At 62.7% G+C, this 12,424-nt stretch carries 10 protein-coding genes and 1 pseudogene; 10 read left to right on the forward strand and 1 reads right to left on the reverse strand.

The window, feature by feature from the left end; translation table 11 throughout:
* From HMPREF0975_RS16255 to HMPREF0975_RS11080, 8 genes and pseudogenes are all read left to right on the forward strand, one after another.
* Positions 1 to 413: pseudogene (locus HMPREF0975_RS16255) on the forward strand (ABC transporter ATP-binding protein); the annotation flags it as partial.
* Positions 414 to 1,949: 1,536 nt separating this feature from the next.
* On the forward strand, positions 1,950 to 3,083 hold the full coding sequence (gene adfA / locus HMPREF0975_RS11050; protein WP_009234259.1) for an actinodefensin-associated protein A: 1,134 nt from the start codon (positions 1,950 to 1,952) through the stop codon (positions 3,081 to 3,083).
* The gene (adfB, locus tag HMPREF0975_RS11055; RefSeq protein WP_009234260.1) at positions 3,050 to 3,298 is read left to right on the forward strand and encodes an actinodefensin-associated protein B; all 249 of its coding nucleotides are present in this window, start codon (positions 3,050 to 3,052) and stop codon (positions 3,296 to 3,298) included. Before adfA ends, adfB begins: the two co-directional genes overlap by 34 nt.
* Positions 3,291 to 4,085, forward strand: a complete 795-nt coding sequence (locus HMPREF0975_RS11060; RefSeq protein ID WP_009234261.1) for a hypothetical protein — start codon at positions 3,291 to 3,293, stop codon at positions 4,083 to 4,085. Before adfB ends, HMPREF0975_RS11060 begins: the two co-directional genes overlap by 8 nt.
* On the forward strand, positions 4,082 to 5,806 hold the full coding sequence (locus tag HMPREF0975_RS11065; RefSeq protein WP_232212515.1) for an ATP-binding cassette domain-containing protein: 1,725 nt from the start codon (positions 4,082 to 4,084) through the stop codon (positions 5,804 to 5,806). The genes HMPREF0975_RS11060 and HMPREF0975_RS11065 overlap by 4 nt, the downstream gene beginning before the upstream one ends.
* Positions 5,803 to 7,791 carry an alpha/beta hydrolase family protein gene (locus HMPREF0975_RS11070; RefSeq protein ID WP_009234263.1) on the forward strand — a complete coding sequence of 663 codons (1,989 nt, stop codon included), beginning with the start codon at positions 5,803 to 5,805 and terminating at the stop codon, positions 7,789 to 7,791. The genes HMPREF0975_RS11065 and HMPREF0975_RS11070 overlap by 4 nt, the downstream gene beginning before the upstream one ends.
* Positions 7,792 to 7,818: 27 nt before the next feature.
* Positions 7,819 to 8,199 (forward strand): hypothetical protein, encoded by a 381-nt coding sequence (locus tag HMPREF0975_RS11075; RefSeq protein ID WP_009234264.1) that lies wholly within the window; start codon positions 7,819 to 7,821, stop codon positions 8,197 to 8,199.
* Between the two features lie 5 nt (positions 8,200 to 8,204).
* Complete coding sequence (locus HMPREF0975_RS11080; protein WP_232212516.1) at positions 8,205 to 9,503, forward strand: S8 family peptidase; 1,299 nt, start codon at positions 8,205 to 8,207, stop codon at positions 9,501 to 9,503.
* 30 nt (positions 9,504 to 9,533) lie between these two features.
* Here HMPREF0975_RS11080 and HMPREF0975_RS11085 read toward each other — a convergent pair whose 3' ends face one another.
* Positions 9,534 to 10,208, reverse strand: a complete 675-nt coding sequence (locus HMPREF0975_RS11085; RefSeq protein WP_009234266.1) for a response regulator transcription factor — start codon at positions 10,206 to 10,208, stop codon at positions 9,534 to 9,536.
* Between the two features lie 366 nt (positions 10,209 to 10,574).
* On the opposite strand from HMPREF0975_RS11085, the gene HMPREF0975_RS11090 reads away from it, so the two are divergent.
* Positions 10,575 to 11,417 (forward strand): sensor histidine kinase, encoded by an 843-nt coding sequence (locus tag HMPREF0975_RS11090; protein ID WP_231381975.1) that lies wholly within the window; start codon positions 10,575 to 10,577, stop codon positions 11,415 to 11,417.
* A gap of 501 nt (positions 11,418 to 11,918) precedes the next feature.
* Positions 11,919 to 12,424, forward strand: a 506-nt coding sequence (locus tag HMPREF0975_RS11095) for an ABC transporter ATP-binding protein (protein ID WP_009234269.1), incomplete at its 3' end; no start/stop codon positions are given.

The following is a 12,424-nucleotide window of genomic DNA, read 5'->3' on the forward strand; positions in this document are numbered from 1 at the left end:
AGCTCGGCTTCACTCTTCCCAGTCCTTCAACCTCCTACCCACCCTCACCGCCGAGGAGAACATCCTCCTACCCCAGCGCCTGGCCCACCGCAAACCCCCACAGGACTGGTACGACGCCGTCATCTCCATCCTCGGCATCGGCGACCGCCTCACCCACCGCCCCAACGAGCTCTCCGGCGGCCAACAGCAACGCGTCGCCGTCGCCCGCGCCCTCATAGGCCGCCCCGAGGTCATCTTCGCCGACGAACCCACCGGAGCCCTCGACACCACCTCAGCCGCCAACCTACTTCAGACCCTCGCCCACATGTGCGAACAACTCGGCCAGACCGTCGTCATGGTCACCCACGACCAACACGCCGCAGCCACCACCAACCGCATCATCCGCCTACGCGACGGCCACATCACCGGCGACCAACCCAACCACCACAATGACAGTCCCCACGTCGTGGGCGGCATCTATGACATCCCCGACGGCTTCGCTGTGCCCCTGACCGGCCCCGCCGGCAGCGTTGAACTGACGGCCCGCGTCCAGGAGGGCTGGGGAGCCGCAGTCAGCCCGGCAGTGGCACAGCGCCTCAACGGAGATGCCCCCACCAACGCCACCATGTGCGTTCGCTCCACCGGCAGCACCATGACGGCGGAGACTGAGCGCGAGCCCATTGTTGCCATCCGCGGCCAGCCCCTAATGGTGGACGGTAGCGCCGCCGCGACTGAGCAGATGTCATCCATCATCACAAGGCTGCCCCTGAATCGTCTGCCTGGTTCTGGGCGCCACCCTGGTCATCGCCCTGTCCGGGCTGACCAACACCACGGATGTCTCGGTGCTCAAGCGGATCAGGGAGATCGGGGTTCTGCGTGCCGCCGGCAGCTCCATCCTCAGGACGACAAGAACCCACGCGACAGCTGGCCAGATGGAGGGGATGACCGTCGCCATCCATCCCCTACCTCGCGCTTCTCAACGCCCTTGCCGCAACTCTGGCCGTCGGTCTGCCTGCCTCACTGCGTCTGGCAGGGCGGGCCACCTCGGCACCACCGGTCGCGGCTCTCTCTGAGGACTGACCGCGCGACGAGAACGATCGGAGCTGCATCCGCACCCGCTATCAGCCTCCTTCACCCCTACACAAACCTCACGTGAATAAGGAGATCCACATGGAACTATTTTCCTGACACCCCAAGCCACCGACTGTCGAAACTGCAGCGACAGCCCCGTAGAGGAACCTCGATCAACATTCGGCAACTGTCGAATGAGGCACGCCAAGGTAGCGCAACGAAGATAATCCGCCACAGTATTTCAATAATCATGTGGCGAACCAAGCTCATAGCGTTGTCGCAACCCCCTCTACCAGGACTGCCAGACAGACTCGTAGCCTTCCAATTCGAGGTGACCACACACCTTAACCCGACCACAGGCTGGGCAGGCACTGAAATCAACAGCCCCCATTTATTACTTACGGGATCCCACCTCGCCCCTCCAGGCTGAGGCCAGTTTTCCACTGGAGGTCTGTGACACAAGTCGTTCTGCACACCCCACCCATCCCTCTCGACAGCAGCGTTCTTCTGTTAGTTGACTCATACATCAAAGTTCTCAAGCTCACAGCGAGTCCCCCTTAGGGAGGACGCCATCCTCCGCAGACCACCCTTAGGAGACTTTCCATGTCGACAGACACCTAATACCCTTTCCAGCAGGACGCAGACAGGCACCAAGGATCGAACTGACACTTAGCGCTCTTAATGCCCCTCATGCGTAAGCCAGCAAGACGAATCATCCCGCACCACACTTTAAACAACCTCCCATCCTAGCGGATACAGCAGCCAAAAAAGGGACGACAGCAGATATGTTCACCAATTTACACCACCACCCCAATTGATGACGACATCTCACAACCTCAACACATCAACAATACCACCCTCAAAGAAACCTGTTCAAACAGTCAAGAATGCATGCAAAAATGAGTCAACATGACGCCCCTTGGGCCAACAGCAACCAACTACTCATCAACAACGCAGGAATCTGGGAACAAGTTGATGAGGGCACGCTCTCAAACAAGCACATTTCCGCCTCTCTTCGGTTCATTCTCGCCCGCATCGCAGACGTCCGACCGCCCTTCGGGCAGTCGATCTTCACTGACGTTCTTCACCAAATGCCTGGTACGCAGCTCGTCAACGACCAGATCCAGGCCCTGCAGCCGGAGCAGTACAGCATCGGCACCATCAGTCTTGAGGCGGCTGAGGAGGCACTGGCCCAGGCCCTGCGCCGGAACGCCGCCGCCCCTTTCTCCTCGACACCAACGCCCGTTGACGACATCATCCTGCGCTATCTCAACGCTCTTGCGGCGCCTACCTTGGAAGATACATCCACTCCACCCGAGACCAAGGCGAACCGCATCGATGCACGGGGTATTCGGGACCTCATCGGAGCCATTTCGAGCGAGATGAAGAGCGATACCCAAGGTGGAGGCTTCTTCCAGCGGCTACTAGCCAAGAAGGACACGTCGGACTCAGGCGAGCATGCTTCGGATACTTTAGAACCAATCATCGTGGAGCCTGAACCCCAGTGGCTCAGCATTGAGGCCATCAAGGCAATCGACGTTGCAAGGATCGTGTCGCTGTCCTCATGGACGGAAGCCACGAAGGGGCTCTCGCCGCGGGTAGCCCAGCTTCTGTGGACGGTCTCCAGCAACTCATCGCCATCATCGGACTCGCTCTACCGTCCAGCCCACGACCCTGCCGTTATCAGCCCCTTCGCCCAGGTTCCTGTTGAGCAGCGCTCCATGAAGGTCCGCAACGGCATCCGCACCTATGACGCAGCGCTGTTCCGCAGATTTGGGAAAGAGCCCGTTAACGACCATGCCGCGGCCCGCCTGCGCGCTGTCAGGGAGGCCGGCGAGATGTGGCACTCCTGGCAGGAGGAGCTGGCCGACGGCTCCCTCGCCGCCCAGGGTTGCATCGACGTCGACGGAATGGCCCTGATCGGACAAGACCCCTTCCTCCGCCAGAAGTACGCACTGGACGTCAAGGAAACCGTAGAAACAGAAAGGTGGGTGACCTCATGGCTCAGCGCTGGAGGCTCGCTGACGGAATGACCCTGACGCACCTGGAGAACGGGGGATGGACACTCGCCGACCTCCGTCGTCTCTCCGTCCACGAGCTGGACGAGGAGAACGGGATGCTCCTTGATGAGGCCCTCCATTCCACCAGTCCGGTCCCGCTTTCACCACTTATTGAGTCCGCTATTGAGTCCGGCATGATTGTCGATTCAAGTAATATCACTAACCCCCAGGAGGGCCTTCATGAATAGCCCATTCATCACATTGCTCATCGGAGGAGCAACCGGGGTCCTCCTGGGGACGGCGGGAGCGAAGATCTGGGCGGCCGCCCGCACCCGCCTCGCCTGGCCTGAGGGCGCGAACTTCCTGCGCTTCCATCTCTCCAGCAACTTCGTCATCGCCGCTGAGATCGTCGTGTCCGTTATGGCGCTGGCCGTTCCGAGCTATCGGGTCGCATCCCTCCTTCTCGCCGTCATCTACGTCGGATTCGTGGTCGGAGCCACGACGCTCAAGGGCCAGGAGTGCGGCTGCTTCGGCATCGAGGGTATGAAAGTCGGTCCCGTCCATATCTGGGGGTGCGTCGTCGCGGCTGCCGCCCTGCTGACCAGCGCTGTCAGCGGCGAGGCGATCACGAGCCCCCGCCCCCTTCGCCTGGTGATCGCCCTGGCATCGGCCGTCGTAATGACCGCCGCCATGCACCTGTGGAACCGGCTGAGCCGCACCGAGGTCGACGACGCGAATCATGATCAGCTCCTCATCATCCTGTCCCCATCGTGCACGGCATGCTCAGCGCTCAAGGTCATGGAGAACCACGATGTCGACGACTCCGAGCTCGACGGTTCCATTCTGTGGGTGGACCGCGACTCCGAGCAGGTCGCCTCGCTTCGCGAGGCAGGTGTCAAAGTCTCCGCCTACCCCGCCGTCGTTTCGATGAGCTCCACCGCTCCATCGGACGCCCACGTCCAATCGGGCCTAGGTGAGTGCAGGGAGGTGCTTCAGTCATGGCGCAGTCGGCGGCTCGCTCTTCTTCAGGCATGACATCCGTACGGCGGGTGCTGTCCTCACCATGTGGTCACGCGTTGAGAGCATCCGGCCCCTCCATCATCATTGCGGCACTTCTCGTCGCTGCACAGGCCGGTCTGGGCACGGTCTCCCCGCTGATGCTCCAACGCATCATCGATGGCCTGGCTCAGAAGCCCACGACGGCGGGTATTCTCCTGCCGGGCCTTCTGGCAGCCGGCGCCGCAGTCGCCAGCGCAGCAGTCAACGTGGCCTCGCAGCGCATGACAGCATTCACCGGGCAGCGCTTCCAGGAGCGCCTGCGGGTCCTTATGCTCAACAAGCTGACCCGACTGTCCTCATCCACCGTCAGCGCAGCGCCGGGAGGCTCCCTGCTCTCACGGATCACCAATGACACAGCACAGGCACAGGCCTTCGTGTCCACCATCCTGCCGCAGGCCCTCGGCCTCACCGCCCGGCTGGGAATCCTGCTGAGCATCATGTGGACCCGGTCCTTCACCATCACCCTGGTGGTCCTCGCACTGGCACTGATTCTGACCCTGCCCACGGAGCGGGTCTCCCGGACGCTCAGTGCCACGACCGACAGCATGCTCGACGCCATGTCCACCTTCAGCGGCACCGTGGTGGAACGCGTCGGCGTCACCGGTCACCTCTTCTCCCGCACAGCGGCCGACATCCCCTCGGACCGGCGTCGGGCCGAGGAGACGGCCGCTGACGTACGCGCTTCCTACACCCGCATGATCACCCTCGACAGCGCCTTCTCCTCATCACTGGACCTCGTCGGCGCCCTGGGAACCGTGGCCGTGCTCATCATCGGTGGGTACTCCGTGGTTCAGGGGAACATGACCCCTGGAGCCCTGGCTGCTCTAGCTGCTCTCACGCCCCAGCTCTACGCCCCGCTCCAGGCTGCTTCCGGAGTCCGCACAGGCCTGGCAATGTCATGGTCCGCGTTGTCTCGCGTGAGCGACTTCCTTGAGTCGCAGGAGGAGTGGTACGAGGCTCCCCCAACACCGGTCGACGTCCCCAATGGCGGAGCACTCCTGGTCAGAGAGGCTGACTTCTCGGTCGCCGACGGCGCAAGCAGCACCGTGCTTCTCGACTCGGTCAGCCTCACCTCCCGATGCGGAGAGATCGTCGCCGTCGTCGGCCCGTCTGGAAGCGGGAAGTCGACCCTCCTCAATCTAATCGCCGGGGCCAACCAACCCACTCAGGGCAGCATCACTGTCGCCGGTTTCTCCCCCGTCGCCACTGGTACAGAGGCCTGGAACAGCATCGTTCAATACTGCCCCCAGGAACCATTCTTCCGCAGCGGCACCATCAGGGAGAACTTCGAGGCGGTCTGTCCCGGCATCAGCGAGGCCAGAATCCACGAGCTGTGCAGCCGGGTCGGACTCGACCTGTCACACCTGGGGGACCGCTCCGGGACGAGCACGATGCTCGGAGAACGCGGGGCACGCATCAGCGGCGGAGAGCGCGCCCGCCTGGCGATCGCTCGGACCCTCGCCCTCAACCCACGGGTACTCCTGCTCGATGAGCCCACGGCTGCTCTCGACGATGAGTCCACCGACCGCCTCATCGCCACACTGCTCGACCTCAAACGCGATCACTGCATCGTTGTCACCACGCACGACGCCCGTCTCTTCGCCATGACCGATCGGGCCTACCGCATGGAGCTCGGCAGGCTCAGGGAGGTGCCGACGCTGACTTTAACCAGAGCAGGAAACGAAGCATCTACATGAACGCAGCATCCTCCTTACTCCCCGTCGAGCACCAGCGAGAAGGGATCAACCAGGTCAGCATCCACGCGCTGGTGGACCACCGCACCGACACCAGAGCCGTGCTGGAGGCTCCGGTCTTCCACACCTTCCCCAAGACTCGCATGGACCTGCTCCGTTACCGAGGAGTCACCTACGACCGGCTGTCCGGAGACCTCATTCCCTCGCGGGTACCACGCGGATACTTGGGAACCGTTAGTGCCGGTCACCCGCTCCTCTTCGTCGAACGTGGTGACGGACTGCCGCTGCCCTTCGGCCCACGAGGCTGGGTCCTGTCCGCCTGGCAGGATGACGGGCATGTCCAGGTCAGCACCTACGACGAGGCCGGAACCGCGGTATCCCGGTGGGGAGCCAGTACGCGTTCCCTCCTGGGTCTTCGCCCCAACCCGGCCGGCTCCACCCGGCTGTGGCACTTTGGTGACCACGTCGTGTGGCTGCGACAGGAACATTCCCCATCCAAGGCGGTTAGTTGTTTCAACAGTGATGACGAGTTATGGCCAGATGCCCTGGTGGAGGAGTTCTTCACCTCCTCCCTGTGCACCGTCATGTTCGACGACGCCCCGCTTCCCGGGCTTCCTCAGGGATCGGTGGTCCTCCTCGAAGCCGGCTCTCCCTTCCTCATCGGAATGGCCGGCACATCCCAGGAGCTGGCCGCCTTCATGCGGGAGGACCACGTCCCTCACTACCTCATCAACCTCTCCCACGGAGAAACCGAGGAGGGCCTGGAATCAGGACCCTCGTTATCGGTATCCCTCATCGGCGATCTACCTCGCGGTTCAGTCTCTCGCTACTCACTCGGTGACCACAGCACCGTGGTCTTCACCGAGCGTCTGATCGATGAGGTGACCTCATACTGTGCTGAGGACGGTTCAGTCATCGCCACTGTTGCTGACGGCGTCAGCCACTACACCGGGATTCCCGGACTAACCGGAGCATGGGTCGAGCTCGGTACGCCCCAAGTCCTTCGGTGGCCCGGGGGCTCATGGACCGGCGACAGCCCGATCAAACGTATTCTTCCCAACGAGGCCAACGAGAAGATCCAGGTCATTACCGCCACCGGTAGTCACCGGCTCGTGGGCACTGACGGTGCCGCCGAAGCACCCGGTACTCCACAGACCGCCCCCGCCCCCATACTGTGGTGCCCGGCGTCGGAGGACCCTGCCGATGGCGTCCCCGGCACCGTGATCACCCGCATCCTCCCCGAGCGCTCGGTCGACATCACCTTGACCGAGTCGGCACGTGGCTCAGTTCCGTTGATCTGGTTCGACAGCTCCTGGGCACTGCCAACCGAGGCCTCCGAACCCACACCCATCGACCTGGGATCGCTGCAGCCGGACAGCGTCCGCTGGTGCCATGCGGGTTCTCGCCCAGTGGTACGCGTAGGCATCGACTACCAGGCACTAGCTAAGGTCCACGCAGAGAAGATCCTCGCCGAGCTGCACCAGGCCTGGCAGACCGCCTTGGACGTGATCGCCAACGAGCTACCGGATTCTCCGACGTCTCCCTTTCTGGGTGGTCACAGCTTCGGGGCGGCGCTCGCTGCTGTCTCAGTGCTGCGCGACATATCCTCCCCCAGAGGGGTGCTCCTGCGCAGCGGCGCGTACGACCGCTACACGACGCCGGCAGGATTCCAGCACGACCGGCGCACCGCCGCCTCCGATCCTGGCCTGTACAGCATGATGACCGTCCTCCCCTGTGCCCACGCGCACCGGGGCATCCCCTTCCTGCTGACCTGTGGGGACTCCGATGAGAACTCCGCGACAACTCCCGAGCAGTCGCTCTACCTGTACGAGAACCTCCTGGTCGCCGACGCCGACGTCACCCTGTCCATCTTCCCCGGTGAGGGTCACGTATTCGACTCCCGGCAGTCGATCGTGGACCGTCGCCGCCTCGAGGAGGTCTGGATGAGCGAACACAGCCAGTCCTCTCAGCGCCCCCTCCACCAGTAACCAGTCACTACGTAAGGAATACCGATCATGAGCCGCATCAAGCGCTCCGACATCAAGGAATCCATCCAGACCGTTCTGTCCTCCCGGGACGAGAGCGGAATGACAGGGTGGATCCCCCGTACCGATCAGCCCTCCACAGAGAACCGCGACGCGGTTGAGGGCGATCTCCTCGCGCTGCGGGGTCTGCTGGATAAGCACGGCGATATGCTCTCCGGGGACGTCGAGAAGGACGCGGCCCTGGTGAACGCCGCGCGCCGCCGTGGTCACGCGGTCGATCTCGTCATAGGCAGAGAGCGCGCTCCGTATAACAGCGAGGCCGGATTCTTGTCCTGGGTCGAGCACAACGGCTCAGTGATCCTGACCCTCGCCCCTGTGCGCGAGCTCTATGAGGAGGTGGCCCGGTGGTGAGCGTTATGGCACCGGCACCCAGCCTTCGCAGAAAGACACTGGCCATCTCCGCTGCGATCCTGCTCCTCCTGGGCGCGGGAAGCACGACGGCGGGTGCCGTCTCGAGCGCACCGTCGTCGTCCAATGGCTCGCTGCTTGCGGGCGACCCTCTTCAGTCCAAGCAGTGGTACCTCAGCTGGCAGGATCATCCAGGTTCCTCCGCTACCGGCAGCGGTGCTTCCGTGGGCGTCATCGATACCGGTGTTGACGCCTCCCACCCCGACCTGACCGCCGCGTACGACTCCACCACGAGCAGGTCCTTCCTGTCAGGAGGCTCCTGCGATGGAGACGCCGGTTGCGGCGATCCCGGTCAGGACGGCGCCGGCCACGGAACCTCCGTCGCCGGGGTCATCGCGGCCGCAGCAGATGGGCACGGCACCGTCGGAGCAGCTCCTGGAGCCAGGATCGTCAGTCTCAAGGCCGGCGACCGAACGGGCACGTTCACCGCCGACGCGGTCAGCCAGGCGATCCGGTACGGGGCGGACGCGCACCTGAGCGTCCTCGTCATGAGCTTCACCGTCGACCCCTGGTTCCGCTACTGCGACAATGCCCCTGCTGACACCCCTGAGGAACGGGCGCAGCAGAAGACGGATATGGAGAAGGTAACCTCCGCACTGAGGTACGCCGCCGATCGCGGGGTGGTTCTCGTCGCCGCTGCCGGCAACGAGGCCTACGATCTCGATCACGGCACCTCGGACCCGTACAGCTCGGGCTGGTCCGGTCAGGGCGAGCGCCCCGTCACCGAGCAGTGCGTCACCATGCCGGCCCAGTCCGATGACGTCATCACCGTGGGAGCAATCACAAATAAGGGCGTCCGGGCCGGCTACTCCAATATAGGCTCCTCGATCGACATCGTCACTTTCGGGGGTGAGCCGCCCGTGGAGGAACCCGGCAATGCCGTGACCCGGGGGCAGGAGTTAGGAATCCTCACCACAGCATCGCCGGGCAAGCTCCGTCAACTGGGTGCGCTTAACGACGACGGCTCTCCTCGAACCGACGAGGTTCTAAGTGACTGCCCGTCAGGGCAGGCTTCCTGCAGGTACTACTGGTACCAGATGGGGACGTCCTTCGCCGCACCCCAGGTCGCAGCGGCGGCGGCGGACCTCAGGTCACGCGGAGTGTCGGCCGGCGACGTCGAGAAGCAGCTGAAGGCGTCGGCGGCTCCGATCCCCTGTCCCAGTGAGAAGCAGGCTCTGACGTGCGAGCCCCTCACAGGCGGGGGTAATACCTGGTACGGAGCGGGTGCGCTCCGGCTTCCCGGATGACGCAGCCAGCCGCCAGCATGCGAGAAACCGTCACCTATCCTGATGATGGATGGCAACCACCAGCTTGAGGCGTGAGGACACCTTGTACTTCTTCATGAGATGGGAAACATGGCTCTTGACCGTGGCTTCAGAGACGAAGAGACGCTCGGCGATCTCCGCGTTGGAATACCCGTTGCACAGAAGAACCAGCACAGCCTGCTCAGCCTCGGTGACGCCGGGGCGCGGGGTCGAAACGGGGCGCAGGAAGCGGGAGACGAGGCGGGAGGTGCTGGTCGGGGAGATGGTTGTTCCGCCCCTGTACGCAGCAATGACGGCCCGAATCACCTCCTCCGGTGATGAGTCCTTGAGGAGGAAGCCGTTAGCCTTCTGGTCCAGCGCGGCTCGCATGGCCTCATCCTCATCGAAGGAGGTGAGGACGATAACGGCGACTTCCGGCATCTCCAACTTGACCTTGGTCAGGAGCTGAAGACCGTCCATTCCCGGCATCCGCACATCGGTGATGAGCACGTCGACCCGGCAACCCTGCAGGAAGCTGAAGGCCTCCGCTGCAGTCCCGAAGGCGGCAAGCACCTCGATCTCCTCCGCCTCGCTCAGGTAGGCTCTGAGGGCTTGCAGAACAAAGGGGTCGTCATCAGCGATGACAACCCGGATCCTCTCCGCATCGTTGTTGTGCTCTAGGCCAGTCGAAAGGGGATCCATCCTCATGGAAGAATCATAGCGAGTTCACCCGATCCGGGAGCGATCATCATGCCTCTTCCTTCCCTCAACAGCCAGGCTTCCTTCGCATGGCATCCCACACGACGCACCCATCTACTCCACACAGGAGTCGCAGTCTCCCTCCTCGTCGTCTCACCAATCACTGGGACTCCTCTTACACCCCGCGGCCTCTTGACCACGGCCTTGAGCCTGGCCTGCCTCCCTCTCGCATCCCTGCTTCCCGCCGCAGGGGCAGTCATAAGCCTCGTACTCGCCTGGCTCACCAGCTTCTCACCCGACGACCTGGGCGCTATCGCATTAGTGCTACCTTGGGGACTCGGCGTCATGCTTCTGGCCAGAGGCCTCAGACGCGACATGACCTATGCACTCGCCTTCGCAACGATGCTGGTACAGCTTTCAGCAGCATCAACGTGGCTTCAAGGAGTTGCCCAGACTCTGGTCATTGGTGTTCCCTGTCTGATGATCGGTGAGTTCATCCGCCACCACCGCCTCCAGGCCAGTACCACCGAGCAGAAACGCAAGCACAAGCTCGACCAGCAACGACGCCTCGTCGTCTCCGAGCTCCACGACACCGTCGTACGCGACCTCAGCCACGCCATCATGATCGCCGAGCAAGCCCGCCTGGCCGCCCCAGACGACAAACGTCTCAACCAGGAACTCGCAGCCGTCATCGCCCCCGTACGCACCGCCGTCGAACAGCTACGACGCAGCCTCAAAGCCATGAATGCCACCGAAGGAGACGACTCCCTGCTCCTCCTGGCCTCCTCACCTCCGCCTCCCCTAACAGACACCATCCATGCCGCCCAGGAAACCCTCGCGCACCGAGACGCCCACCTGACCACCCACGGCACCGACCTGCTCGACAACCCCGGCATCGGTCCGGACATCCGTCCACAGCTCGTCCACGTCATCGCTGAGCTCATCAACAACGCCGCCAAGTACACACCCTCCTCCAGCACCGCCACCCTCACCATCGAGATGGACGACAACACCCTCGAGTGCATGTGCACCAACCCCATCTGCCCCACCCAACCGCCCAGCACCACCACCTCATCGCAGCTCGGCCTACCCCAAGCCCAGCAACGCATCGAATCCCTTGGCGGGGCACTCCACACCGCCCACACCCCCAACCGCTGGACCACCGTCTTCAGTATTCCAGTCAGCAGCACGCCACCAGCAAAAATAGTTGACAAGTAACCTATGTTCACCATCAGAGATAGCGCAACAGTGAGCGTCCGCAGAAAGTAGCACGCATCTTCATCCATAAGAATAATAGCGAAAGGCCTGCACGTAAGTCAGAATCAGGATACGTACCAACCACAAGGAGTCCATCATGCGCAAGACCGCCCTTCTCAGCCTCTCCGCCCTCACCCTCGGAGGGACCCTGCTTCTGTGTCCATCCGCACAAGCATCTCCATACACTCAAAACCTTACCTCACCTAAAAACACTAGTGAAGTCAGCACTTACCACCAGAGTCCGGCCATACTAAAATGCCTCAGGATTGGAGACTTTCGCATAAGATGCGATCTGTGACGTAAATGAATTTACCCACAAGAGCAACATCTAGCATAAGTTATTCTTTCAATATATTTTGACCTTCCCCACAAACCTCCAAAACAATTCAGCCATACACCAATTATTCACGGAACCGCATTACACACCGACCATGGCTCCGCGAGGAAGGAATAAGACGCAACATGCCGCACCAAAATCCAGGTACCCGCTCTGCTGTCGCCACAGTTGTTGAGGCTCGTGGTCTGACCAAAGTCTACGGCGAGGGCAACGCCCAGGTCATCGCCCTGGACTCAGCGAGCCTGGCTGTGGGCCGCGGCGAGTTCGTCGCCATCATGGGCCCCTCCGGCTCGGGCAAATCCACCCTCCTGCACTGCATGGCCGGCCTGGACACCCCCACCTCCGGAAGCGTCCTCATCGCCGGCCAGGACCTGTCCGGCATGACGGACAAACAACTCACCGCCGTACGCCGCGACCAGCTCGGCTTCATCTTCCAGTCCTTCAACCTCCTACCCACCCTCACCGCCGAGGAGAACATCCTCCTACCCCAGCGCCTGGCCCACCGCAAACCCCCACAGGACTGGTACGACGCCGTCATCTCCATCCTCGGCATCGGCGACCGCCTCACCCACCGCCCCAACGAGCTCTCCGGCGGCCAACAGCAACGCGTCGCCGTCGCCCGCGCCCTCAT

Source organism: Actinomyces sp. oral taxon 849 str. F0330 (assembly GCF_000239715.1).
Lineage (GTDB): Bacteria > Actinomycetota > Actinomycetes > Actinomycetales > Actinomycetaceae > Actinomyces > Actinomyces johnsonii.